Origin of the sequence: Saccharospirillum impatiens DSM 12546, assembly GCF_000423605.1 — a bacterium.
Lineage (GTDB): Bacteria > Pseudomonadota > Gammaproteobacteria > Pseudomonadales > Natronospirillaceae > Saccharospirillum > Saccharospirillum impatiens.
On record NZ_AUIH01000040.1, the window covers coordinates 1 to 24,663 of the forward strand.

Here is a 24,663-nt window from a genome sequence, read left to right on the forward strand (position 1 = left end):
GTAACAACTGTGCTCTGAGCAACCGCTCTGGTGGAATCGACATCTTGCCACGCTCGGAATAAGCGCCATCCAAGAGCCAGTCAATGCGGGTCAGCGCTGTATCGAATAAAACCTTGATCGCTCGCAACGGGTGATCTTTGGGGACGAAGGAGCCCAGGTGGACCGTGGAAAATAAAGCTTCCTGAGTGATGTCGAGACCGCGCATTATCTGATTGGCTCCGGATCAGTTTGACTGAGAGTATGTTACCAAACCCACGGTTCATGCGGAATAATTTCAACAGCCTGCTAGGCCGTAGCGCCATTCCGAGCGATAACCGCCGCGCTGGCGAGGACATTCTATAGAACGCCCTCAAAAAGAAACAATCCTTTGCCAGCTTAACGCAAAAACTTGACCGTCTTCTGGAACCACATCAACAGCATGGGGTCACCCTCTACGGCCAGGCGTTTATCCTGAATGGCTTTCATGACGGCGTTTCGGTCTTTGCCGGTGGCCATGGCCCAGAGCGTGCTGAAGCCTTCTGAGGCGGTGGTGAACCGCAGGGTGATATCGGCGTGTTCGGCTTGGCCACGACGGGACTTAAGTCGCTGGTCGCGAAACGCCAGATACCGGGAGACTTTACGCTCATCGGTGGTGAACTGAATGGTCCGGTCGATGTCTTGCAGCGCTTCGCGAAACGCGGGCTGGCGGCGAATGGCGCGTTTGAATCGCAGTGCCATCAACCAGAGTAATATGCGGTACTTCATGCCTTTGGCCTCACAATATAGGGGGGCGCATCATGCGAGGTCTGGTGCCCGCTGCCAAGTCTGGCCGCCGATTCATGCGGTTAAAACGAAAAACGGGGCCAGAAGGCCCCGTTTCGTGACTAAAACCCCTTCATTGGTGATTCACCGGATTGAAGGTAGGGTTAGCCAGTGCTCAGTTTACTGAGTCTTTCAGCGCTTTACCGGGCTTGAAAGCAACGGTATTGCTAGCCGGAATCTGGATGCTGGCGCCAGTTTGCGGATTTTTACCAGTGCGAGCTGCGCGGGCGCGTGCTTCAAAGGTACCGAAACCCACCAGGGTAACAGACTCTTTCTTGGCCACGGTGTTGGTGATCTGGTCCAACATGGCATTCAGCACTTCGTTGGCTTTTTCTTTCGAAATATCCGCTTTTTCAGCGATGGCAGCGGCCAGTTCTGGTTTACGCATAAGACTTTTCCTTCTGTTTGTATCGAGTTCCGCATGACTGATTCAGCATACGCGACGGTATTTGGATTGCCAAGCGCCCAACGGGCCCTTGGCAGCCCCAGGTTAGCTAGCCAGCAAAGGTGGTACGGCTTTTAGCCAGGTATTGCGCTCTTTGATGCGCTCACCGGTCAACGCAAAGCCCACAATCGACTCACCTTCACGGCACACAGCCGCTAGATTAGCGCCACTGCCGTCAATTTGCCATGCCCCTGTGCTCCGGGGTGGGTACGCGATCACAGGACAAGCCGGTGTTTTAACCGTAACCGGCATAGCTGGCCACTGTACGGCGGTCGGTTCACCGGCCAGCGTTTTGGCCAGAGCACGGGCAGCATTCATCAGCGGCATAACGTACATCAGCACCAAACCTTCCACCTCAGCGCAATCACCGAGCGCATAAATAGAGGGGTCGCTGGTTTGCAAGTACTTATTAACCTGAATGCCACGATTAACAGCCAGCCCGGCTTTGCGCGCCAGATCCAGCCGTGGCAAGAGGCCAACGGCTGACAATACGAGGTCGGTCGCAAATTTCTGACCATTGGTCAGACTTACCTGTAATTTACCGCTCTGCGAGCGATCTACCCGGCTCAACAATGGCCCCAGATGAAACTTTACCCCAGCATCCATCAGCGCCTGCTTAAGGGCGTCGCCCACTTCGGCGGGGACCAGACCGGACAGCAGGGTCTCGCTCGGTGCAACAAGATCGACCTCAAAACCGGCGCTGACCAGATCATTGGCGAATTCACAACCGATCAGGCCCGCCCCCATAATGGTTACCTGGCGCGCGCCCTGCAGTTCCGATTGCAAACGCGCAAAATCGAGCCGGTCGTTAACGCTGAACACCCGGTTCAGCGCATCCCCCTCCAACGGTGCCTGAATGGGTTCTGCGCCCACGGCCAATACCAACTGCCCCCAAACCAGCGTGGAGCCGTTGTCGAGATGCAGTGTGCGGGTGGTGGGGTCGATGTGCAGGACTTCGGTTCGGGTAAGTACCTCGGCCTGGTAGCGCTCGGCCACCGCTTCGGCGGTCAGTTGGATCAAATCATCTGCCGACTGCCCTTTGCTGTGGGCATTCGACAACATGGGCTTGGAATAGCCGGCGCCATCGTCAGCGGTAATCAGCACCATTGGCGTTTCGGTGTCGGCCTTGCGCCATTCTCGCACCAGCGTATAAGCCGCCAAACCAGAGCCGATGACGATCAGCGGTGGGGTCGGGGCGGAAGACGCCTTCAAAGCACGATCATCTCAAAATCGTCTTTGGTGGCACCGCAGTCGGGGCAGGCCCAGGTGTCGGGGACGTCTTCCCAGGCGGTGCCGGGCGCGATGCCCTCCTCCGGAAGTCCTTCGGCCTCGTCATAAATAAAACCACAGACAATGCATTGCCATTTTCTCATGTCGATCCTCTCTGACCTTACTCTGTTTTGTCCGCCCGGACAGGTTCGCCCCGGCGTTGCTGAAACTACTGGCACTGCCCGGCAATTGCAAGACAGTCACCCTGTCACGCGTCAGGCACGCCTCTGGTATTCAAGGAAGGGCACCTTTACACTGGCGCCTTTCAAGCAGCCGGACTGACCCGTTGTGACCGTTGCACACCCCCAGGCCGCCAGGGCACCTGTTGCCTCAACGATAGCACCGGCGGATATGCGTCAGTATCACTGGTACGACCTCAACACCGTACCAGACCAACCGCCGCCAGCCTGGCGCTACTGGTTAGAGGTACCGGGCAGCCTAACCCAGGCCCTTAAAGAACGGACGTCTGCGTTTTCAGTTCAGGTTCTGGCAGAGCGTGAACTGACGCTTGAAACGCCGCTGCACGCCTTTGCTGGCCAGGCACAAGCCCGGCATTGCTGGTCACGCCAGGTCGCACTGTGCCATGGTGGCACCCCCTGGGTATTAGCCCATACCCTGGTTACCCGTGCCAGCCTGAACGGTTCACTGGCAGATTTGACCCAGTTAAACAACCGGCCACTGGGCGAGCTACTCTTTACCACGTCCGGGGTTCGAAAAGACCTGCTGCAGGTCACCCGAACGCCAAATGGCTGGGGTCGACGATCGCGCTACTGGCTGCACGATGCTCCGATTCTGGTTGCTGAATTTTTTATGGAATCCCTGATCAGTCATGAACACCAACGCCTTTCCACATTACCTTAAACTCACCCGGCTCGACCGGCCGATCGGCATCTATCTGCTGCTGTGGCCTACGTTAACCGCTTTGTGGCTTGCGGCCGAAGGCTGGCCACCGCTGCATTTGGTGGTCATTTTCGTGCTGGGCACCACCCTGATGCGCAGCGCTGGCTGTGTGATCAACGACTACGCCGACCGCCACCTCGACGGCCACGTCAAACGCACCAATCAGCGCCCTCTCGCACGCGGCCTGGTCACCGAGCGTGAAGCGCTGCTGCTGGCTGCCGTGCTGGCTCTGGCGGCCTTCGGCCTGGTGTTGCTCACCAATACCACCACCGTCTATATGTCATTCGGTGGTCTCTTTCTGGCCGCGCTCTACCCCTTCATGAAGCGCTACACCTACTTGCCCCAGGTGTTTCTGGGGGCCGCATTTTCCTGGGCGATTCCCATGGCCTATACCGCCGTCGGTGCGCCGCTGACCGAGATTACCTGGCTGCTGTACACCGCCAACATTCTCTGGACGGTTCACTACGACACGCTCTACGCCATGGTCGACCGCGACGACGATCTGAAAATCGGCATCAAGTCGACCGCCATTCTCTTTGGCGATGCCGACAAACTCATGGTGGGCCTGTTGCAGCTACTAACCTGGCTCGCCTGGTTCATGCTCGGCATTCAGGCCGAATTGAAGCTGTTCTGGTGGCTGGGTCTGACAGTAGCGACCGGCTGCTTTCTTTACCAGCAATGGCTGATTCGCAACCGTGAACGAGACCCTTGCTTCAAGGCCTTTCTGAATAACCACTGGGCGGGCATGGCTTTGTTTATCGGTGCAGTACTGGACCTGGCGATACTTACCTAACTGACGTTACGGTTATTGCTGATAGTTGAGTGTCAGGTGCCGGGTGCGCCACTCCGGGGTAGTGCGCAACATGGATGTTGCGGTCTAGGCCCCATGGACGGGTTGAGTGGGCGGCATTCCGCCCGACCCCGGAGAGGCACACCCGGTGCCTGGCACGGATTGCGGCACCAAACTGAATTTTGACAATCTGATGAATGCTGTAACACTCCTGTCATGAACCCAGCGTTAAATGGTCGCAAAGGTGATATTAAGGTGAACCATGAACTCTCGCAGCATTCTGATTGTTGACGACGAATCGGCCATCCGCGAAGTGATAGCCGCCGCCCTTGAAATGGCCGGGTACCACACGCTGGAAGCGGGCGATGCCACCGAGGCTCACAGCCTGGTCGTCGATCAAAAACCCGATCTCATTTTGCTCGACTGGATGATGCCCAACGTCAGCGGTGTCGAACTGGCGCGCCGCCTGAAGCGGGACCCGATGACCGCTGAGATCCCCATCATCATGCTCACCGCCAAAGGCGAAGAAGACCACAAGATCACCGGACTGGAAGCTGGCGCCGATGACTACATCACCAAGCCATTCTCTCCGCGAGAGCTGGTGGCCCGGCTGAAAGCCGTATTGCGCCGCACCACCCCTGCCGGCATTGAAGAACCGATCGACATTCAGGGCCTGCGCCTCGACCCCAACAGCCACCGGGTCAGCACCACTGAAGGTGAACTGACCATGGGGCCGACCGAATTCCGGTTACTGCAGTTTTTCATGAGCCACCCGGAACGGGCTTATACCCGCTCGCAATTGCTCGATCAGGTCTGGGGTGGCAACGTCTATGTCGATGAGCGTACCGTCGATGTGCACATCCGGCGCCTGCGCAAAGCCCTCGGCGAGCCTTATCAGGCCATGATTCAGACCGTTCGAGGCACAGGATATCGCTTCTCGACCAAAGTTTCGGCACAATCGGCTTCATGATACGAGACATACGACGCCCCTATTTTAGAAACCTCCTGTTAGGACTGACTGGCGTCTTTGCCTTTGGCGTCTATGTCGGCAAACCGATTCTGCTATTGCTCATTGCCGTCAGCGTCTATCTGGCCTGGCAACTGTTCCAGCAAAGCCGCCTGATCAGCTGGCTGGAACAGGGCGCGAAATCCGAGCCACCAGATTCCAAAGGCTTGTGGGGCATGGTCTTCGACCACCTCTACAGTGAACAACGCCGGCGCAAGAAGCAGGTTCGCCACTACCAGAACGTCATCAATCGGGTGCAAAACTCCACCGAGGCCCTGCGCGACGGCGTCATCCTGCTTGATCACCACGGCGCCCTGCAATGGTGGAATCAGTCGGCCGCCGATCTGCTTAAATTGCAGCCGCGCGACGAAGGCCAACTGCTGATCAATCTGGTGCGAGAACCCGCGTTTCAAAACTTTTATCAAAACCGGGAAGTGCGCGAGAGCATCCGCATCGACAACCCGGCCTTTGCGGACAGAACGCTTGATGTCTCGATGACCCTTTACGGCAAGGGCGAGCGCCTGCTGCTGATTCGCGACACCACCCGCATGACGCAACTGGAGCAGATGCGTCAGGATTTCGTTGCCAACGCCAGCCATGAACTCAAAACCCCGTTGACCGTGCTAAAAGGCTACCTGGAGTCGATTCTCGATTTCAGTGACGACCTGCCTGCACCCTTGCGCCGGGCTCTGGGCAGTATGAATGGCCAGACACAACGCATGGAAAATCTGGTCAATGATTTGCTGGTGCTGACACGGCTGGACGTAGAAGTCCGTGATTCGGTGCGTCAGCGCATTGATGTGGGCAACCTGCTGCACAGCATTGCCGACGATGCGCGGGCATTGTCGAGTGAGCGCAAGCACAACATTACGGTTAAATTGGACAGTGACCAGGGGCTTCAGGGTGACCCGTCCGAATTGCGCTCGGCGATCAGTAATCTGGTGTACAACGCAGTGAACTACAGCCCCGACGGCAGTGATATTGAACTGCACTGGCACGATTCGCCTCAGGGCGGATTCATTTCAATTCGGGACAATGGCATCGGGATCGACCCGCGCCACATTCCGCGCCTGACCGAGCGTTTTTATCGGGTCGACCCGGGCCGCAGCAGCGAACGCGGCGGCACCGGGCTGGGGCTGGCAATCGTCAAGCACATACTGCATCACCACCAGGGCCGTCTGGACGTAGCCAGTGTGCCGGGGCGAGGCTCTGTGTTTACCTGCTGCCTGCCGACCGAGCGCCTGATCCCCGGCGAAAACGAGGCAGGCACACCAGCGTCAGCGACGGATCGAAGCCACAAGACGGCTTAGCACTTCCATTTTTTCCGGATCATCATCCACAAACTTAACACCGAGGCGCACGCTGCGCGCATCCATCGAGGCCTCGCGCAAGGCTAGCTGGGTCACAAACCCATTGATGCGCGCCACGGAACTGGGTTGATCCGGCACCTGCAGGTCAATAACCACCTGTTCAAACAAGATGGGCGCTGGCGCTTCGTCCAACAGAATATCCACGGAAATCTCAACCAGGTTCAAATCCCGCACCGCCCCCTTCCATTGCCCCTTCGACGAGCGCACCAACACCTTGGTTAACGCCTTACCACCTCCAGCGGCGGGTTTGGAAGCACCGGGCTGGGCTGTTTCTGGCTTGCCACCGGTTAATAAACTGGCACTGTCGCTGATCGTTTTCGCAGCTGCGGGCCTGGGCGTCGCCTGCCCCGAGGTCAACAGGCTGGCGGATTCACCCAACCCACCGCCGGGCTTCGACATGGCAGCCTGGCCTTTGAGAATGCTGCGAATGAGGTCCCGGTGATTGACCGAGAGCGCCTTGAGTACTTTCTTCATGATTTGTTCATTGCTGAAGGGCTTGCCAATGTAATCACTGACACCCGCCTCGACCGCTTTGACCACATGAGACTTATCGCCCCGGCTGGTGACCATAATAAAAGGTGTTTTAGCCAGTTCGCGTTCTTTTTCGGTCTCCCGCAACCAACCGAGTAATTCCAGGCCCGACATTTCCGGCATTTCCCAGTCACACAACACCAGGTCGTACTGATTTCGGTTCAGTAACCCCTGTGCTTTGCGCCCATTGGGCGCTTCATCTATTTGACACTGGACAAACTGGCTTTTGAGCGCGCGCTTGACCAGATCCCGTATAAAACCGGCGTCATCGGCCACCAGAAACGATAATTTTTGCATTCGATTGATCCTGTAACAGTCCTGCGGGACTCATATCGAGGCCATTTCCCTTTATTCTAGCAGCCAAATTAGGGGTTTAGGAGGTTCTGACCGGTTGCAACTGCAATTGCCAACGCCCCGGGTCGGGTACCACCTTACCCAGGGCAACCGAGCGAAAGCGCATGTCCCGGGCGACCAGTTGACGGATCTCGGCGACCGTTTCCTCCGGAGTATTGACCGACCAGTAGAGCCCCGTGATCAGACCTCGCTGAATGGGCAGTACCGGTTGCGACACGCCTTCGGGCCCGGGTCTCACTGGCGCAGTGCTCTCGGGCATCAACAGGCGCCATTCCTGATTGTCGGCACAGGCCGGGTGATCCAGCAGCAGACCAGGAAAAGGATTGAGCGCCGTCACCTGATAACGATGCTCACCCCCGTATTGAACCGGCGCCAACAGCGCAGGCCGCCCCTCCTGACTGGCCAGTGACGCGTGCCGGCTGAGCATCGCCACAGCCAGGCCGCTGAATCCTTCGGCCAAATCTCGCCAGGCCAGGTAACTCAGTGCCGACGGAAACAAGCGGGCTACCCGGGCTTTTGCCAGTCGACCCAGATCATAGCTCGGCGTACGACCGTATTCCCGCTCACGGGCCGCGGTTCTTATGGAGCTGGCCAGCTCGCCCGACTGCGCACGAAAATGCTCAAAACTCAGCAATCCCTTAACAGCAGCGGGCAGCGCCTCATACTGTCGCTGCCATTCCCCTTCCAACGCCTCGGCACTGACCGGCTGTACCGACCGGGCATTGGCGGATACCGGCTGAGCAAAGGGCTGAGCCAGTGGCAATCCAGGACTCAGGGGTATTACCCCCTGTTTAAGCCAGGAAACCGTCATTTTTCCGCCAAAGAAATGGAGGGTTCCAGATGGCGATGTCTGTTTTTCTGACATAATTTGTACGAGATTTCCTACATTCTATGTGAGAATAATAGCTACTTAGCGGAGACATCGTCCCACAAAAACAGCTGTCCCGCAGCATGGCAGGCTTTGCACTCCGTCACACTTTTCGAGGCACGAATCGACAACATATTGACGCCCAAAGTCACCGGCCATACCCGTATCATAGCCTGCGTTCAGGGAGCAGAGCCACGAATTGGCGCGAACAGAGAAGGAACGCAAGGCGAGGCGAGGGACCGTCAGTTGGCCAGGGTGGCCAAACAGGGATGCCGACCAGGAAGGTCACACCAGGGACACCGTTCGGCTCAGCAGCAGCCGTTACAGGGATGCACAAGGACGAAACAACAGGGAGGTCCGGCAAGGAAACGCTCGACCGGGGACGGTCACACGGAAGAGCATGCAAGAACCGGGAAGGTTCGCAGCAGCAATGCATTAGCATCTCACTGGCAAGACCCGGAAGGGCAGAGTCATCTGCCCTTCCACTCTCTTCCATAGCATCGATTACAACCAATCACCCTACCCCCTCGATTCCAGAGGTGCTGGCGTTACCTTGCGGTTGGATCGACACGTCGCCTGACTGACGATCAATTTCTCATTTTCCTCCCCTCCGTGTAAGAGATCTCCTACACAGGACGTAGGATGTTCCCACCTCTTTTGTGACGAAGTTCACTAAAACCGTTCGCCAAGCCGCATCAGACCGTCGACCGACCCAACTAAACAGCGCAATTCCCAGTCTCAAAGCGCTAACTGCGTCACAAACCAAGCTGACATTGGCTATACTTCTCTCGTGTTCAGGAAGAACGCCAACGGACAAAACAGGGGCCAGGCTGGCCAGCCATAGGATGGCAACAGGAGTATCGCATCACGCGACACAGCACGGATGCTGACGTCCGGATCTTCAGATCCCGGATAGCAGAATAGACACACCATAGGCGCCAGGAAGGGGCCAATGGTGCGGCAACGGAAGCTCTCAGCAGTTCAGTGGTCGACACGGATGGTTAAAATGATCGTAATAAAAAAAGGCCCTCGGATGGGGCCTTTTTTTATGCCTGCTTTTTGACAACTGACTGTCAGAGACAGTGCCAGCCAGACTCGTCACGACCAGGCCCTGGCTACCGCCCTCCCTACCTTGCAGCCCGGCTAGAACAGACCGTTCAACGTTGCAGCCAGCCGCGCGCTGGCTTTGATCATCTGTGTTTCCAGCACTGGCATGGCAGCCTGGCGATAGGCTGAGTCGTACTGGCCACGCCCGGCAAACGCGTAGGCCGACGCCAGCGCGATCTGATGTGTCTCCAGCGCCCAGTCAATCGGGTTCAGCGATTGCTGCCACTCGGCAACGGGCAGCTCCGGCAAGCGCCGCCGGTAACGCTGCGCCTGTACAAACCAGGAATCCGATACCCGGCTGTACAGATCTTCATTCCAGACCCAGTCGAGCGTTACGTCGCGCAGATCGCTGCTGGTCAGCGTCAGATCCAGCCCCCCGTTATCCGCCTTGCGACCGGCATTGACCGGAACGTGCAGCTCAGTCACAAAATGCATCAGAAACTGCAGGGCTTCGCGCTTACGAATCACACTGAAAGAATCGTCTTCAAGCACTCGCTGACTTTCCAGAATAGCCGCGACCGCACAGAGATTGCCCGGGCAGTTGTCGACCAGGTCAAAACTCGTCGCACCTTCGTCAAACACCACTTTACTGAAACGCGGTTCGGGGCGAGCTTCATCAGCCCAGTTTGCCAGGGCTATCAGGTCACGCCCCCATTGCGGGCCATACCATTGTTCCAGTTGATTGCGAGCAGGCTCATCCAGTTGCAATATTGCCAGTTGAATCACCGCCTGATGCGCCGATTCATTCAACGCCCAGGCCCGCCCAGGCAGCAAAGCCACACTTAAGGCGGACACCAGACACAGGCTACACAGCGTTCGATGCAGATGGTGATACAACATGCGATCAAGCCTCTTCGTCAGCCACGCCGGCTGTGCCGCTCGGCCAGCCAACCAACCAGTATAAACACCAGAACCACCACAACACCCAGCCAGACAGAACCGGCCATCAGCAGTAAATTAGAGATAACAGGCACCAGGTAAACGGCAATCAGCCCATAACCGATGGCACACAGCAGAATAAACACCAGGGTACGAACGATGAAATGCGCCCGGCGAATCAGCGCCCAGACAGCGCGGTTGACGTCATTGCCGTATATGACCAGAAAGGTCGCCACCAATGCGGATGAAATAAAGGTGAGATGCGGACGGATCAGCCCCGACAGGGACAACAGCAGATCGGTGATGACATTCATTCAAAGTTCCAAGACCGTACAACTATAGAACGCACGACTTTACTGAATATCTGCTTGTGTCGCCAGTTAAGGTCGGTTTGGAGTTTGGGGACAGCTGCCAGTCAAGTGAAGGCGGCCGGGCAAGTCTGTCCGGCGAAACGAACTCATGCCACCAAACCCCAGAAACGAAAAAACCCGCACGAGGCGGGTTTTTTCGAAAAATGGTGCCGGCACCAAGAGTCGAACTCGGGACCTACTGATTACAAGTCAGTTGCTCTACCAACTGAGCTATGCCGGCAACGGGTGCGTAATATAAGGAAAACCCAGTTGCTCGTCAACAACCTTTTGATTCGCAACAAGTTTTTTCTCAATTATTTTTTCTTAATCTGCGCTTCGATCTGATCCAGGTTGATGTGGCGCACATCTTTGCCCTTGACCAGGTAGATCACCGATTCGGCGACGTTGCGGGCATGATCGCCAATCCGCTCCAGTGAGCGCAGCGACCACATGACATTCAACGCCCGGGTAATAGTGCGCGGGTCTTCCATCATGGTGGTCACCAGCGTGCGAATGGCGGTGCCGTACTCCAGATCGACCGCCTGGTCTTGCTGCAGTACATCAAAAGCGCTGTCGGTATTCAGCCGGGCAAAGGAATCCAGCGACTGGGAAACCATTTGCCGAACCTTCTCGCCAATGTGGCGCAGCTCTACGTAGCCCTGCGGGCCTGAGCCGGTATCGGCCAGCTCCAGCGTGTGTTTGGCGACTTTCGAGGCTTCATCGCCCATACGCTCCAGATCGTTCACCGCTTTGGATACCGCGATCACAAACCGCAGATCCGAAGCCGCAGGGTGACGCAGCGCCAGAATGCGGGCGCACTCCTCGTCGATCTCCAGCTCCATCTCGTTGACCGTCTTGTCGGTGTCGATCACACGCTGAGCCAGCGATGTATCCATTTCCATCAATGCCTTCAGGGCATCTTCGACCTGCTGCTCGACCAGGCCGCCCATTTGCATCAGATTCTTGCGTGCTTCTTCAAGCTCGGCGTTGTACTGAGCTGAAGTGTGGCGATCAAAATGTGACTTATCCATAGTGTCTCCTCTCCGATCAGCCGAAGCGACCGGTGATGTAATCTTCTGTCAATTTGTGATCCGGCGAGGTGAAAATCTTGTCGGTGTCACCCACTTCGATCAGCTTGCCCAGGTGAAAGTAGGCAGTACGCTGCGAAACCCGGGCAGCCTGCTGCATACTGTGCGTCACAATGGCAATGGTGTAGTTTTCCGACAGCTCGGCAATCAGCTCTTCGATGCGAGCCGTGGCGATGGGGTCCAGGGCTGAACAGGGTTCATCCATCAGAATCACTTCCGGCGATATCGCTATGGTACGGGCGATGCACAGACGTTGTTGCTGCCCCCCGGACAGACCCGTAGCGGGCTTATCCAGACGATCCTTTGCTTCGTCCCACAAGCCCGCCTTGCGCAGGGCGGTTTCGACCACCTCATCCAGCTCAGCGCGCCGTGATACCAGACCGTGAATACGCGGACCATAGGCTACGTTATCGTAGATCGACTTGGGAAAAGGGTTGGGTTTCTGGAACACCATGCCGACCTTGGCACGCAGCTCAACGACATCCATGCTTTTGTCGTAAATGTTCTGGCCGTCGAGAATGATCTCGCCCCTGACCTTGCAGATATCAATCGAATCGTTCATTCGGTTCAGGGTGCGTAAAAAGGTCGACTTGCCACACCCGGAGGGCCCGATCATCGCGATCACTTCGTTTTTGCCGATGTCGAGGCTGACATTCTCAATCGCCTGATTGTCCGCGTAGAACACATCCACATTGCGGGCACTCAAACGCGGATCATCCAGCAAGGGGTCACCTACAGTCTGGGTCCAGTCACCGATGTCAAACTGATCGGGTTCGGTCTTGGCTACGGTCACGGTTTCGGCCTTCTGTTCTGAATATTGATTGGTAATAGTCATCGTTTACGGTCTCCCCGACATCGCCTACCAGCGACGCTCAAACTTACGCCGCAACAGGACGGCCAACAAATTCATCAATGCCAGGAAGCCCAGCAGCACCATAATGGCCGCCGACGTTTTGGCAATAAAGGCCCGCTCCGGACTGTCCGACCAGATATACACCTGAACCGGCAGAACCGTCGCGGCATCGGTGAAGCCCTGTGGAATGTCCACGATGAAGGCCACCATGCCGATCATCAACAGCGGCGCGGTCTCGCCCAATGCCTGAGCCATGCCAATGATGGTACCGGTCAGCATGCCTGGCAGCGCCAGCGGCAAAACATGGTGCAGCGTGACTTGCATCTTGGAAGCCCCGAGCCCCATGGCGGCATCCCGTATGGACGGTGGCACGGCCCTAATCGACGCACGGGCTGAAATAATGATGGTCGGCAACGTCATCAGTGTCAGCACCAGGCCACCGACCACCGGTGCCGAACGCGGCAGGCCAAAGAAATTAATAAATACCGCCAGGCCCAGCAAACCAAACACAATCGACGGCACCGCCGCCAGATTGTTGATGTTGACTTCAATGATCTCGGTCAGGCGGTTCTTCGGCGCGAACTCTTCCAGATAAATCGCCGCAGCCACACCGATCGGGAACGACAGTGCCAGCGTCACCACCAGGGTATAGAACGACCCGACAACAGCCCCCCAGACACCTGCGGTTTCCGGATCACGCGAGTCACCCCGGGTGAAAAAGGTCGTGTTAAACCGGCGGTCGAGTTCACCGCTGGCATCCCAATCGTCGATCCAGGTCAGTTCCAGGTCGCTTACCCGGCGCTCACTTTCTGGCAAGGTACGGTCGATGGTTCCATTCAATACCAGATCCAGGTCGTCATCAGCCATTAGCCACAGTGTTTCACTCTGACCCAGCAAATCAGGATTCTCCGTCAGCCGGTCGCGTATTGTGTAGCCGGAAGCCGTGCTGATCAGAGACATCAGTGCGCGGGTTTCATTACGTCCGGTGACATCGGGAAAACGCGCCAACAGTGACTGACGCACCGCATTGTCAAAATCAGCGAAGCGCAACTGTTCCGGGTCCGAGGCGTCGTCAATGTACAGCGCGTCCGGGTCGTAGGTAACATCCAGCTGGATAAAGGTGCTTTGAAACGCCGGAATCCCCGCGCTGAAGATGGTCACCAGCAAGACGGCCAAAAAGGCCAGGCCTGCTGAGATCGAGGCGATGCCATAGGCTTTGAACCGGCGTTCGCGGTTGTAGCGCTGCTTCAGCCGTGCGTTCATGCGTTCCTGCTTGACGGTCGCCATTCGTTCGATGGCGTTCAACGGTTGATCAGTCATATTGTTCACGGAACCTCTTCACGATCGACATGGCAACAATGTTCAGCAACAGAGTGGTTATAAACAGCATCAGACCTAGCGCAAAGGCCGCCAGGGTTTTGGGGCTGTCAAATTCCTGATCGCCCACCAGCAGGGTGGCAATCTGCACCGTCACCGTCGTTACTGCCTGCAGCGGATTAACCGTCAGGTTAGCGGCCAGACCCGCCGCCATCACCACAATCATGGTTTCACCGATGGCCCGGGAAGCAGCCAGCAATACGCCGCCCATAATGCCCGGCAATGCCGCCGGGAAAACGACCTGACGAATGGTCTCACTCTTGGTAGCGCCGAGGCCGTAGGATCCATCGCGCAGGCTGTTGGGCACCGCGTTGATCACATCATCGGAGAGCGACGAGACGAAGGGAATGATCATAATCCCCATGACCAGGCCGGCAGCCAGAGCCGATTCGGCCGACACACCATCCATGCCAATGCCCTGGAAAAAATCCCGCACCAGGGGGGCCATGGTCAGAGCGGCGAAAAAGCCATAAACCACGGTAGGGATGCCCGCCAATACCTCCAGCAGGGGTTTTACGACAGAGCGCACTCTGGAATTGGCGTATTCAGACAGATAAACGGCTGACATCAAGCCCAGCGGAACCGCCACCAATAACGCAATGGCGGCAATCAACAGGGTGCCGACAAACAACGGAATGGCACCAAAAGCACCGGAAGACCCAACCTGATCGGCACGAATGGCAATCTGTGGACTCCACTTGGTACCGAACACAAAATCGAAAACGGGAACAGACTGGAAAAAACGGATGCTCTCGAACAGCACCGATAGAATAATGCCGATGGTCGTAAAAATGGCAATGGTGGAGCACAGCAGAAAAAAGCCTTTCAACACCAGTTCAAACTGTGGCCTGGCACGCAGGGCAGGGCTGGTGCGCAACCAGGCATAACCCCCGCCCAGAATCGCGATCACAATCGTCAGGGCTATTTTGCCAAACTGGCTACTGGCATTCAGCGACGCCAACAACTCACCCGCCTGTGCCAGGTCGGGGAGCTCACTGCCATCAATAGTGCCCAACCCAATGTTTTGAATCTGGCTGAGAACCAGACCAACCCGAGCCTCTGACAAGTCAGCATAACTGGCCGGGAGGCTGGCCAGCACCGTACCCGTGATGACTGAGCTTTCGAAAGCTGACCAGATAGTCAGCACAACAAGGGCCGGAATACCGGTCCAGACCGCGGCCATCAAGCCATAGTAGTTGGGCAGGGAATGCAGTCTTTTGATCCCGCCAAGCGGCTGGGCCAGGTGCACCGAACGCTGACGACCGAGCACATAAGCCCCCACCGTCAATGCCAGTACAATCATTATCAGGGTCGATGTTTGCATCCAACCACTCCTCAGAACGTTAAAAAACATCTCGTTCAGTACTCTGCTGCAAAGCACTGAACGGGATATTAAACCATCACCCGTGGCAGCCGGGTTGCTGCCGGTGCCTCAATGGCGGTGCGTATTCTCTCAGAAAAAACCGCAGGAATAACCCACCCTGCTGAAACACCAAGAGGAGGGCCGGGTAACCGGACCTCCTCTGTGCTGGCCGCTGCAGTAGCCGGCCTGCTGATCAAGCTTACAGTGACACGTGGCGCAGGTTTTCTACGTTGCCTGTCATGCGGGCATATTCAGCGTTTGACAGCGGGATCAGACCACGGTCAATCAGGTAACCGTTGGGGCTAACCGCACGGCGGCTTGTGAACTCGGCCACATACTCTTCGATACCCGGAATCACGCCAATGTGTGCTTTCTTGATGTAGAAGAACAGTGGGCGAGACACCTTGTAAGAGCCGTCAGCGATGGTGTCAAAAGTCGCTTGCACGCCATCAACGGCCACTGACTGAACCTTGTCTGAGTTCTGATCCAGGAACGAGTAACCGAAGATGCCCAGGGCATTCGGGTCGTTTTCCAGACGTGACACGATCAGGCTGTCGTTTTCACCGGCTTCAACAAAAGAACCGTCTTCACGCATGGTGGCACAGACTTCTTCCATTTTATCTTCATCGCTATCTGCCAGAGATGAGATGGCGTCGAATTCCTGACAGCCTTCTTCCATAACCAGCTCTACGAAGGCATCACGGGTACCGGAAGACGGCGGTGGACCAAAAACGCGAATGGCAACATTCGGCAGGCTGCTGTCAATGTCGCTCCAGCTGTCGTATGGGTTGGTGACCAGGCCAGATCCATTCGGGTTCGGAACGGTTTCAGCCAGCGCCAGGAACAGTTGCCCTTTGCTCAGCTCAAGCTCAGCACCCTCGGCGCTGTTGGCGATAGCAATGCCGTCATAGCCAATAAGTACTTCAACGATTTCATCAACGCCGTTGCTGGCGCACAAATCGATTTCAGATTGCTTGATGCGACGCGAAGCGTTGGTGATGTCTGCGGTGCTTTCACCCACTCCCTGACAGAACAGGCTCAAACCGCCGCCTGAACCGGTTGATTCGATAGTCGGAGTCGGGAACGATGTTGTCTGACCGAAACGCTCGGCGACAACTGAGGCGAATGGGAACACAGTAGAAGAACCTACTATGCTGATCTGGCTACGGCCTTCGGCCGAAACAGTTGCGAAGCTGGTAGCGGCGGCGGCAAAGGCCAGGGCGCCAATCATTTTCTTGTTCACTGGTAAACCTCCAGTCAGTCTTGGGTTTTTCTCGGTGCTCCCACTTGCGAACTGGCAACTGGGTCACAACCTCGAAGCTCGAGAGGCATCCTAGAGCTCGGATGTGACAAGGATATGTCTTTACTATGACAGTAATGTTACAGCTGTCATAAAAAGGTCAGGAACAGCAATGAGCCTGCCTGCAACGTAGTCAATACCGGCACCCTTACCGTATACTGATGTCAATAAACATCACGTTATAGCCCCACCCGACCTGGCCCAGACCGCCATGACGACTTTAGGGAACCCATGAAAAAACTGGATGAACACAACCCGACGCCCCGCGGCGAACTGCAACTGCGGGTGGTCGCTCAGCCCAAAGACACCAACACCAACGGGGATATTTCCGGGGGCTGGCTTGTCACCCATATGGACATGGCCGCCAGCATCGCGGCCAGTCGGCTGGCACACGGGCGCACCACCACCATGGCCATTGGCGAGATGTCGTTTGTTCGTCCGGTACGCGTCGGCTCGGTAATCTGCTGCTATACCCGCATTCTGGGCATGGGCCGCAGCTCGATTCGCATCGGCGTCGAAGTCTGGTGCCGGATGCCGGAAGATGAAGAGCGCCAGAAAGTAACCGAATCAGAGTTCGTTTACGTCGCCATAGACGACAACCGCCGAATTCGGGCATTACCACCATCGGGACAGAACAAACCCCTTAATTAGGCAAAGTGCTCCCGTCATCCACCCGGCGCCAGCCGGGTCAGTAACCACTTACCTTACACCCCTCGTCATCGTTAGAGCAGGCCGACCATCCATCCCTGGCCCGGCAAAAAAATGTGAATTAGCCCACGTGTGACGTTTTTATTACAGCCCCAGGTCTCTATAATGCGCCCCTCTTCATTCGACGATGCGACAGAGGAAAGCAACATGGCGGCTGACAGCCCATTGATGGCCCTCTTTGGCCGGTCTCCGGTCAAGCCCATGCAGGAACACATGCAAAAAGCGCATGCCTGCGTGGTTCGACTGATCGACTTTTATGACATGGCCGCCACAGGCGACTACAAAGCGGCCGAGTCTATCCGGCTGGACATCGCCAAACTCGAAGGCGATGCCGACCGGATGAAAAAAGACATCCGCATGCACCTGCCCAACAGCCTGTTCATGCCGGTCCCACGGTCCGACCTGCTTGAGCTGCTGACGCATCAGGACAAGCTAGCCAACCGCGCAAAAGACATCGCCGGGGTCATGCTGGGCCGGGAAATGACCATTCCCGAGCCGATTCAGCCGCTGATGCGCGAATACCTGGAATCATCGATCAACACCAGCCAGAAAGCGGCCGATGCCCTGGCTGAACTCGATGAGCTGTTTGAAACCGGCTTCAGTAGCCGGGAAATCAAGCTGGTCAGTGGCCTGCTCAACGATCTGGACGATCAGGAGCACCGGGCCGATGAATTGGAAATAAGGGTACGCCGCGCCTTGCGTACCGTGGAAAAGGACTACCCCCCCATTGACGTGATGTTCCTCTACCGGGTGATCGAATTGATCGGTGACCTGGCAGACGTGGCACAACGCGTCGGTTCCCGTCTGCAAATTCTGTTAGCCCGCTGACGCTGCGCCTTTTGGGCCGCACGTCATACACTGCTCACTGATAAGAGGAATACCCCATGACCGTCATTGCAGAATACGGCCAATGGTTCGTCCTACTTGCCTGCTTGTTTGGATTTTTCATGGCCTGGGGCGTTGGCGCCAACGACGTCGCCAACGCTATGGGTACATCGGTCGGCTCCCGCGCACTGACCGTAAAACAGGCGATCATCGTCGCCATGGTGTTTGAATTCGCCGGGGCATATCTCGCCGGTGGCGAGGTCACCGGCACCATCCGCAAGGGCATCATTGACGCCAATGTGATGGCCGGATCCCCGGAATTACTGGTCTATGGGATGATGTCATCACTGCTGGCCGCAGGCATCTGGCTGGTGATCGCTTCTATGATGGGCTGGCCCGTCTCAACCACTCATACCATAGTGGGCGCCATTGTTGGTTTCGCCGCCGTCGGCATCGGCGTTGAATACGTGCAATGGGGCAAGGTCACCTCCATTGTCATGAGTTGGGTGGTCTCGCCGGTCCTCGCCGGCACGCTGGCATTCTTTATTTTCCGCAGTGTGCACAAGCTCATCCTCAACACGGATGACCCCTTTGGCAACGCAAAACGCTACGTACCCGGCTACATGTTCCTGACCGCGTTCATGATCACCATGGTGACCTTCACCAAAGGCTTGAAACACGTGGGTGTTGGCCTCTCCTTCGGTGAAAGCACTCTGATCAGTATCGCCGTGAGTTTTGCGGTCATGTTGCTCGGCATTGCCCTGCTCAAGCGCGTGAAGGTTGATGAAGAGGCTGACAGTCAATTCCGCTTCGCGTCGGTCGAGAGAGTATTCGCTATTCTGATGATTTTCACCGCCTGTGCCATGGCATTTGCTCACGGGTCGAACGATGTGGCCAACGCCGTTGGCCCATTGGCTGCCATCATTAACGTCGTGGCCAACCAGGGTAACATTCTGGCTGAATCGGCCATGCCCGCCTGGGTGTTGCTGCTCGGTGGTGGGGGTATCGTGCTCGGCCTGGCCACCTATGGCTACAAAGTCATGGGCACCATTGGCCGCAAAATCACCGAACTGACCCCAAGCCGCGGGTTTGCCGCCGAACTGGCCGCGGCCACCACAGTCGTAATGGCCTCGGGCACCGGCCTGCCGATCTCGACTACCCACACCCTGGTTGGCGCGGTTCTGGGGGTCGGCATGGCACGCGGTATTTCGGCCCTGAACCTCAGAGTCGTAGGTACCATCTTCGCCAGTTGGATCGTCACCCTGCCTGCAGGGGCCTTCCTGGCGATTATCTTCTTTTTTATGTTCAAAGGCATTTTCGGCTGAAGCATACGCCTCGATACCAATGCAAACCGGGGTATCGAGGCGCATACAGACCTGCCCGCCATACGGTTTGATGACAAACGCGACGATCGATTTCGGTTACACTCCGCCGATCAATGGTTAATCAATGCTTTGTTCATGGGACCTCAGTTTCACCGTTTTATTCGCGCCTCAATACGCATAGGACTGCGCCTGTTCGCAGCCCTGTGCCTGATCAGTATCGGCCTGACACTGCCACTGGCGGTCTTTAACCCGCCGACAACGGCGTTCATTCTTCAGGACTCGGGCGATCAGCCACCCTGGCTGACGCGCTGGACACCTCTGGAAGCTATTTCCGCCCACCTGCCGTTGGCGGTCGTGGCCTCTGAAGACCAGCGTTTCCCCGATCACTTTGGCATCGACGTGACCGCCATCCGTAAAGCCTTAAATGAAAACCGGGAACAGTTACGCGGTGGCAGCACAATCAGCCAGCAACTGGCCAAGAACCTCTACCTCTGGCCCGGTCGCAGCCTATTGCGCAAAGGCATCGAGGCCTGGCTGACGCTGTGGATGGAGCTGTTCTGGACCAAGACTCGCCTGTTGGAAATCTACCTGAATGTGGTTGAATTCGGCCCGGGTATATACGGCGTCACCGAGGCAAGCCACCACTTCTTCAACAAGACACCGGCGCAACTGAGTGCTTACGAAGCTTCCCTTCTTGCTGCCGTGCTGCCCAACCCGAAGCGGCTTAATGTGAGTCAGCCTTCTGCTTATGTGTCGCAGCGCAGCCGGACTATTCGTACTGCCATGTCCTATCTGGGTGGACACAGTTACCTTGAAGGCATCCTGCCCTGAAGACATGAGCTTTGGCGCAAAAACCCGTACAGTAGGCGCCCCACAGATGACCGACGGTTCCACCATGACCATGATAGTGCCCCGCCATGCTTCCCTGACTGTGCTCGCGCTGATTGCGTTTGCCGCCAATTCAGTGCTGTGCCGGCTCGCACTGGGCCCGCTCAGCATCGATGCGGCCTCGTTTACCGCCGTGCGTCTGGTTTCCGGGGCCATCACCCTGGTGCTGATACTGGCGATACGTCATCGTCCGGGGAATGCCTTGTCGCAACTGCTGGCCGGTTCCTGGCGTGGTGCGGGTTTCCTTTGGCTTTATGCGGCCTGCTTCAGCTTTGCCTACGTTCAGCTCGACACCGCCACCGGAGCATTGCTGCTGTTCGGCACCGTGCAACTGACCATGATCATCACCAGCCTGTTGCGCGGTGAGCGCCTGACCGGACTGGAATGGCTGGGATTGTGGATCGCGGTGGGCGGGTTCTTGTATCTGATCATTCCGGGTCTGACGGCGCCGACCCGGCTTGGGTTTGTGCTGATGGTGATCAGCGGCATCGCCTGGGGGTTCTATACGCTTAACGGTCGGGGGTCGAGTCAGCCTCTGGCCGACACGGCGGGGAATTTTGTTCGGGCCGCCCCTTTCGCTTTGCTGCTGTACCTGCCTTTTACCGACGCCATTCTGATCACGTCATCCGGCTTCTGGCTGGCTGTCGCCTCGGGCTCACTGGCTTCCGGCATCGGCTATGCACTCTGGTACAGCGTGTTGCCAGCACTCAGCGGCGTTCAGGCCAGTGTGTTGCAACTCAGTGTGCCCGTGCTGGCGGCCATCGGTGGGGCTGTGGTTGTGCTGGAACCGCTGACCACGCATTTGCTGGTGGCTACCGGGCTGCTGCTGGGGGGTATCGGGGTATTTCTGGCGGGCCGGGCAAAACAGGCGGCCCGCTGACGGGCCGCTTGGGGTTAAGGGTTTTCCGCTGAAGCAGATTCGGGCGCTATGCGAGTCGTTTCCGGCTCAACAATGTCGGTGTTGAATTCTTCCATGAAAATGTCCCAGAAGGTCAGGAACACCGCAGCGATCAGAGGCCCGATGACAAACCCGTTGATCCCCATCAGTGCAATGCCGCCAAGGGTCGAGAACAGCACCAGGTAATCCGGCAGTTTGGTGTCGCGCCCCACTAGAATCGGGCGAAGAATGTTATCAGCCAGGCCAATGATAATGACGCCGTACATCACCAGTACGATGCCCGGAACAACACTGCCCACGGCAAACAGATAAATAGCCGCCGGCCCCCAGACCAGGGCCGCACCCACAGCCGGGATCAGCGACAGCACCATCATCATCACGCCCCACAGAATGGCGGCGGGAATGCCCAGCACCCAGAAGATAAAGCCACCCAATGCGCCCTGTATCATGGCCACCAGAAGATTGCCTTTAACCGTCGCCCGGGTCACCTCGGCGAACTTGTCAAACAGGCGACGTTCGCGCTCATCGCCCAGCGGCAGGGCTTTTACCATCAGTTCTATCAGGGTGTCGCCATCACGCAGCAGGAAGAAGGTCAGGTAGAGCATCATGCCCAGATGCAGTACGAAGGTTAGGGTATTCTGACCAAAAGTCAGCGTCTCCTGTGCCAGGTATCGACTGGCGGCCACACTGAAACTGGATATCTGCTCACGCAAATTATTGGTATCAATGCCAACCCGCTCCAGTGTTTCCGGAATCACCGGAAAGGCCGTTCGAATCTGGTCCAGATAGGCACCGGGTGACATTTCCCCATCCTGAATACCCTGATACACACCGATCGCTTCGCGAACGACCTGAGCCAGAATCAGCAGTACTGGAATCACCACAATCAGCATGCAGCACAGCAAAGTGGTGATGGCCGCAAGGTTGCGACGCCCGTTGAAACGACGCACCAGTCGCTGCTGTAGCGGATAAAAAATAACGGAGACGGCGGCTGCCCAGAAAATAGCGCCCCAAAACGGTTCGAGTACCAGGCCAAACAACACCGTGACGATCAGTAAAAACACCAGAAACGAGCGCGTTTCCATCGATTGTTTCATGCAATTACCCTTAATCCCTTAAATCCAAGATCGGCCAGCTTACCCTAAGTGGCGAGGAAATCTAAGAAGCCTGAACGTCACCCGTTGACTAAAGTGTGGTCTGCAGCACCGCCAACTCGTCGATGAACTCGTCACTGTGTTCAATCAGGGCCTGCAATACGTCCTGCTCCGGGTCTGTCCAGTCTTGTTCGAGCGCGTCCAGAATGACCTGACGCCATTGCGATTCGGCTTCATTGAGGCGGCGAATCAGGCTGCTTTCATCCGTCAACTGAGTGTGCACCCAGTCGGCAATAGCTTCCAGTAAGGCCCGCTCTGTGTTGGGCGCCTTGGGCAGGTCGCCGCGCTCGCGCTCGAGCATTTCAACATCGATCAGTAACGCTTCCCGACGGACCGCTGTGGTTCTCAACAACCGTTCGAGGGGGCCGGACAGCGTGCTTTGATCCAACACATCCTGAATGCGTTCCAGCAATTCGCCGCCCTGGGCATGAATGCCTGCCAGCGCAGCAGTGTGGTCGTCTCTGAGTATCGGCATAATGGCGCTCCTGCGGGCGAAAATGGGGCCCTGCTTGCCATGAGTATGGCATTGTTCAGTGATTATGCCGAAACCTGAGTTTTAAAGGGCTGGTAACGGGTATTTCAAGGGGTTATTCAACGGGTGGCGAGCGTCAGGCTGATTCTAAACCAAGCACTAACGGCTGCGCCGCCCCCTCTCTCTAGCTCTCTCCCCCAGTGGTGGAGAGAGGACTGTTAATGCAGTGCTACGAGCCATGGGCGCTGGCTATATTTACCCAACTAAGCGCTCCCTCTCCCGTCCCACGGGAGAGGGCTGGGGAGAGGGTTCAACTCGATAACTAACGGCTATAAAACACCCCGTTATAGCCCCACCAATTGCGCCGTATACAACACCTCCGTCGGCTGACCGGTGGGCGAACCTCCTTCGGGCTCACGACTGACCGCCAACACCTCAACATCAACCGCATCAAAGAGTGCGTTGCGCGGCAACAGGCGCTGACCCGACTCCGGCAACAAGCCCAGAGACACAGGCGCCCGGCCATCGGCAGCCACCAGCCAGAGTTCATAATCGCGTTCCGAGCTTGCCGTTACCTGGCGCGTGCTGGTCACCAGGAGCCCGTCCTCAGTCAGGTTAACCGACCAGAGCGCCTGAGCACTGGCATCCTGAATGACCGCGACTTGCGCGGGAGCCGACGACGTTGTTTGCCAACCGTTCCAGCTGATCATCACCAGTACCAGAGCCGCAGCAATGGCAGGCCAGACCCAGCCCTGGCGTATACGAGAGGTGCGAAGCGGCGTGACGTTCTGGTGCGGCTCGTCAACTCCGGCCTCGACGACTTCGGTTTCGCCGAGACCCAGCCGCGCTTCAATGCGTCGCCAGACCCGGGAACTGGGTTGAACGTCGTTCAGGCTAGCCCCCAGTGCGTTCAGAGTTTGCTCCCAGTGCCAGACGGCTTTACGGGCCCGGTCGCTGGTGACCATCAGCCGTTGCAGTTTAAGCCGGGTGTCGTCTTCAAGCGTGCCGAGCACATATTCGGCCGCCAGTGTATCGAGCTTTCTATCAGACAGCTGTTGAGTCATTCCAGGCACCGTTTCAGTTGTTGCAATCCGCGTCGTATCCAGCTTTTTACCGATCCCAGCGGCAAGTCGAGTTGGCCGCACACTTCCTGATGGGTCATGCCACGAAAATAAGCCAGTTGAATGGCATGTCGCTGCTGGTCTTCCAGTTCATCGAGGCATTCGTCGATGCGAATCCGGTCCCGACCGGCGTTCAGCGCCCCCTCCGGCGTGTCAGTGTCTTCTGGCTCACCGGCCAGATCCACATCCCCGTCGGTCAGATGCTCCCGCCGGGCTTTGGCGGAACGCAGTAAATCGAGGCAGCGGTAGCGTACGATACTGATCATCCAGGTCAGCACTGCCCCCTTTTCCGCCCGGTACTCCCCGGCGTTGTGCCAGATGCGCACAAACGCATCCTGCACGGCATCTTCGGCCAGGTCCCGGCGTTTCATCATGCCCAGACTGACGGCATACAGCTTGCCGGACGTCTGGTCATAGAGTTGGCGAAAGGCCTGGGCGTTGCCCTCGGCGGTTTGCATCAGCAGTTTGAGAACATCGGTCTCGTTCATGGCAGGAAAGTCACCGTAACTGTTTAATGAAAAATGTGAGATTGACGTAAATACTCGCCAAAACGCTCTCTGGATGCAGCCTGCTGGTTGAAAATTAACCAAACAACCCTAAACTATCGTACTTATACCTACT

The 24,663-nt window shown here is 57.0% G+C and carries 27 protein-coding genes and 1 tRNA gene; 9 read left to right on the forward strand and 19 right to left on the reverse strand.

The window, feature by feature from the left end; translation table 11 throughout:
• The 5 genes from G565_RS0116085 to G565_RS0116105 form a co-directional block, all read right to left on the reverse strand.
• Nucleotides 1-205, reverse strand: a 205-nt coding sequence (locus G565_RS0116085) for a transposase (RefSeq protein WP_028671808.1), incomplete at its 3' end; no start/stop codon positions are given.
• Between the two features lie 170 nt (nucleotides 206-375).
• Nucleotides 376-744: an SCP2 sterol-binding domain-containing protein gene (locus tag G565_RS0116090; RefSeq protein WP_028671809.1), complete on the reverse strand. Its 369-nt coding sequence runs from the start codon at nucleotides 742-744 to the stop codon at nucleotides 376-378.
• 172 nt (nucleotides 745-916) lie between these two features.
• Nucleotides 917-1,189 carry an HU family DNA-binding protein gene (locus G565_RS0116095; RefSeq protein ID WP_028671810.1) on the reverse strand — a complete coding sequence of 91 codons (273 nt, stop codon included), beginning with the start codon at nucleotides 1,187-1,189 and terminating at the stop codon, nucleotides 917-919.
• A 102-nt stretch (nucleotides 1,190-1,291) separates the two neighbouring features.
• Nucleotides 1,292-2,458: an FAD-dependent oxidoreductase gene (locus tag G565_RS0116100; protein ID WP_028671811.1), complete on the reverse strand. Its 1,167-nt coding sequence runs from the start codon at nucleotides 2,456-2,458 to the stop codon at nucleotides 1,292-1,294.
• A complete protein-coding gene (locus G565_RS0116105; RefSeq protein WP_028671812.1) occupies nucleotides 2,455-2,619 on the reverse strand; it encodes a rubredoxin in 165 nt (54 codons plus the stop codon). The genes G565_RS0116100 and G565_RS0116105 overlap by 4 nt, the downstream gene beginning before the upstream one ends.
• Before the next feature lie 184 nt (nucleotides 2,620-2,803).
• On the opposite strand from G565_RS0116105, the gene G565_RS26130 reads away from it, so the two are divergent.
• From G565_RS26130 to phoR, 4 genes are all read left to right on the forward strand, one after another.
• A complete protein-coding gene (locus G565_RS26130) occupies nucleotides 2,804-3,376 on the forward strand; it encodes a chorismate--pyruvate lyase family protein (RefSeq protein ID WP_157600114.1) in 573 nt (190 codons plus the stop codon).
• Nucleotides 3,345-4,208 (forward strand): 4-hydroxybenzoate octaprenyltransferase, encoded by an 864-nt coding sequence (ubiA, locus tag G565_RS0116115; RefSeq protein ID WP_028671813.1) that lies wholly within the window; start codon nucleotides 3,345-3,347, stop codon nucleotides 4,206-4,208. The genes G565_RS26130 and ubiA overlap by 32 nt, the downstream gene beginning before the upstream one ends.
• Nucleotides 4,209-4,467: 259 nt before the next feature.
• On the forward strand, nucleotides 4,468-5,175 hold the full coding sequence (phoB, locus tag G565_RS0116125; protein WP_028671814.1) for a phosphate regulon transcriptional regulator PhoB: 708 nt from the start codon (nucleotides 4,468-4,470) through the stop codon (nucleotides 5,173-5,175).
• Nucleotides 5,172-6,521, forward strand: a complete 1,350-nt coding sequence (gene phoR / locus G565_RS0116130) for a phosphate regulon sensor histidine kinase PhoR (RefSeq protein WP_028671815.1) — start codon at nucleotides 5,172-5,174, stop codon at nucleotides 6,519-6,521. The genes phoB and phoR overlap by 4 nt, the downstream gene beginning before the upstream one ends.
• Here phoR and G565_RS0116135 read toward each other — a convergent pair.
• From G565_RS0116135 to G565_RS0116180, 10 genes are all read right to left on the reverse strand, one after another.
• Nucleotides 6,489-7,409, reverse strand: a complete 921-nt coding sequence (locus G565_RS0116135; protein WP_028671816.1) for a response regulator — start codon at nucleotides 7,407-7,409, stop codon at nucleotides 6,489-6,491. The genes phoR and G565_RS0116135 overlap by 33 nt on opposite strands.
• A 76-nt stretch (nucleotides 7,410-7,485) precedes the next feature.
• Nucleotides 7,486-8,277, reverse strand: coding sequence for a hypothetical protein (locus G565_RS0116140; protein ID WP_028671817.1), 792 nt, complete (start codon nucleotides 8,275-8,277; stop codon nucleotides 7,486-7,488).
• A gap of 1,200 nt (nucleotides 8,278-9,477) precedes the next feature.
• The gene (locus tag G565_RS0116145) at nucleotides 9,478-10,281 is read right to left on the reverse strand and encodes a S1/P1 nuclease (protein WP_028671818.1); all 804 of its coding nucleotides are present in this window, start codon (nucleotides 10,279-10,281) and stop codon (nucleotides 9,478-9,480) included.
• Nucleotides 10,282-10,298: 17 nt separating this feature from the next.
• The gene (locus G565_RS0116150) at nucleotides 10,299-10,634 is read right to left on the reverse strand and encodes a DUF3392 family protein (RefSeq protein ID WP_037339814.1); all 336 of its coding nucleotides are present in this window, start codon (nucleotides 10,632-10,634) and stop codon (nucleotides 10,299-10,301) included.
• A 201-nt stretch (nucleotides 10,635-10,835) separates the two neighbouring features.
• Nucleotides 10,836-10,911: transfer RNA gene (locus G565_RS0116155), tRNA-Thr, on the reverse strand.
• 73 nt (nucleotides 10,912-10,984) lie between these two features.
• Nucleotides 10,985-11,701, reverse strand: coding sequence for a phosphate signaling complex protein PhoU (phoU, locus tag G565_RS0116160; RefSeq protein ID WP_028671820.1), 717 nt, complete (start codon nucleotides 11,699-11,701; stop codon nucleotides 10,985-10,987).
• Between the two features lie 16 nt (nucleotides 11,702-11,717).
• The gene (pstB, locus tag G565_RS0116165) at nucleotides 11,718-12,593 is read right to left on the reverse strand and encodes a phosphate ABC transporter ATP-binding protein PstB (RefSeq protein WP_028671821.1); all 876 of its coding nucleotides are present in this window, start codon (nucleotides 12,591-12,593) and stop codon (nucleotides 11,718-11,720) included.
• A 24-nt stretch (nucleotides 12,594-12,617) separates the two neighbouring features.
• A complete protein-coding gene (gene pstA / locus G565_RS0116170) occupies nucleotides 12,618-13,931 on the reverse strand; it encodes a phosphate ABC transporter permease PstA (protein ID WP_051208093.1) in 1,314 nt (437 codons plus the stop codon).
• Nucleotides 13,924-15,312 carry a phosphate ABC transporter permease subunit PstC gene (pstC, locus tag G565_RS0116175; RefSeq protein ID WP_028671823.1) on the reverse strand — a complete coding sequence of 463 codons (1,389 nt, stop codon included), beginning with the start codon at nucleotides 15,310-15,312 and terminating at the stop codon, nucleotides 13,924-13,926. The genes pstA and pstC overlap by 8 nt, the downstream gene beginning before the upstream one ends.
• Nucleotides 15,313-15,550: 238 nt before the next feature.
• The gene (locus G565_RS0116180) at nucleotides 15,551-16,594 is read right to left on the reverse strand and encodes a substrate-binding domain-containing protein (RefSeq protein WP_028671824.1); all 1,044 of its coding nucleotides are present in this window, start codon (nucleotides 16,592-16,594) and stop codon (nucleotides 15,551-15,553) included.
• Nucleotides 16,595-16,882: 288 nt separating this feature from the next.
• Here G565_RS0116180 and G565_RS0116185 point away from each other — a divergent pair, with 288 nt between their 5' ends.
• From G565_RS0116185 to G565_RS0116205, 5 genes are all read left to right on the forward strand, one after another.
• Nucleotides 16,883-17,302, forward strand: a complete 420-nt coding sequence (locus G565_RS0116185; protein WP_028671825.1) for an acyl-CoA thioesterase — start codon at nucleotides 16,883-16,885, stop codon at nucleotides 17,300-17,302.
• Between the two features lie 162 nt (nucleotides 17,303-17,464).
• The gene (locus tag G565_RS0116190; RefSeq protein ID WP_245584201.1) at nucleotides 17,465-18,187 is read left to right on the forward strand and encodes a TIGR00153 family protein; all 723 of its coding nucleotides are present in this window, start codon (nucleotides 17,465-17,467) and stop codon (nucleotides 18,185-18,187) included.
• 56 nt (nucleotides 18,188-18,243) lie between these two features.
• A complete protein-coding gene (locus tag G565_RS0116195; protein WP_028671827.1) occupies nucleotides 18,244-19,509 on the forward strand; it encodes an inorganic phosphate transporter in 1,266 nt (421 codons plus the stop codon).
• Nucleotides 19,510-19,644: 135 nt separating this feature from the next.
• Nucleotides 19,645-20,340: a monofunctional biosynthetic peptidoglycan transglycosylase gene (mtgA, locus tag G565_RS0116200; protein WP_051208098.1), complete on the forward strand. Its 696-nt coding sequence runs from the start codon at nucleotides 19,645-19,647 to the stop codon at nucleotides 20,338-20,340.
• 46 nt (nucleotides 20,341-20,386) lie between these two features.
• The gene (locus tag G565_RS0116205; protein ID WP_157600115.1) at nucleotides 20,387-21,277 is read left to right on the forward strand and encodes a DMT family transporter; all 891 of its coding nucleotides are present in this window, start codon (nucleotides 20,387-20,389) and stop codon (nucleotides 21,275-21,277) included.
• 14 nt (nucleotides 21,278-21,291) lie between these two features.
• Here the strand turns inward: G565_RS0116205 and G565_RS0116210 are convergent, their stop codons facing one another.
• From G565_RS0116210 to G565_RS0116225, 4 genes are all read right to left on the reverse strand, one after another.
• A complete protein-coding gene (locus G565_RS0116210; RefSeq protein WP_028671830.1) occupies nucleotides 21,292-22,392 on the reverse strand; it encodes an AI-2E family transporter in 1,101 nt (366 codons plus the stop codon).
• Nucleotides 22,393-22,480: 88 nt separating this feature from the next.
• Nucleotides 22,481-22,924, reverse strand: a complete 444-nt coding sequence (locus G565_RS0116215; protein ID WP_028671831.1) for a hypothetical protein — start codon at nucleotides 22,922-22,924, stop codon at nucleotides 22,481-22,483.
• 341 nt (nucleotides 22,925-23,265) lie between these two features.
• Nucleotides 23,266-23,985 carry an anti-sigma factor gene (locus G565_RS0116220; RefSeq protein WP_028671832.1) on the reverse strand — a complete coding sequence of 240 codons (720 nt, stop codon included), beginning with the start codon at nucleotides 23,983-23,985 and terminating at the stop codon, nucleotides 23,266-23,268.
• A complete protein-coding gene (locus tag G565_RS0116225) occupies nucleotides 23,982-24,530 on the reverse strand; it encodes an RNA polymerase sigma factor (RefSeq protein WP_028671833.1) in 549 nt (182 codons plus the stop codon). Before G565_RS0116225 ends, G565_RS0116220 begins: the two co-directional genes overlap by 4 nt.
• Nucleotides 24,531-24,663 lie beyond the last annotated feature (133 nt).